Raw genomic sequence first — 275 nt, forward strand, 5'->3', positions numbered from 1 at the left:
CCGCGTCGAGCAGCGCCTCGAACCAGCGCGCCGTCTCGACGTCCGAGGTCAGCACCGCGGCGTTATACGCGGGGAGCCCCAGCTCGCCTTCATAGCGGGCGCGCTTGGCGTCGGGCAGCTCGGGCAGCTCGGCGCGGCACTGCGCGACGAATTCCTCGCTCAGCTCGAGCGGCAGCAGATCGGGATCGGGGAAGTAGCGATAGTCGTGCGCATCCTCCTTGGAGCGCATCGACCGCGTCTCGTTCCGGTCGGGATCGTAGAGCCGCGTCTCCTGG

1 protein-coding gene is annotated in these 275 nt (G+C 69.5%); it reads right to left on the reverse strand.

All coding sequences use genetic code 11. The features are described from left to right. Positions 1–275: Asp-tRNA(Asn)/Glu-tRNA(Gln) amidotransferase GatCAB subunit B (gene gatB / locus HKX41_11380; protein ID NNC24733.1), on the reverse strand; the 275-nt coding region annotated here is incomplete at both ends.

Source organism: Salifodinibacter halophilus (assembly GCA_012999515.1).
Lineage (GTDB): Bacteria > Pseudomonadota > Gammaproteobacteria > Nevskiales > Salinisphaeraceae > Salifodinibacter > Salifodinibacter halophilus.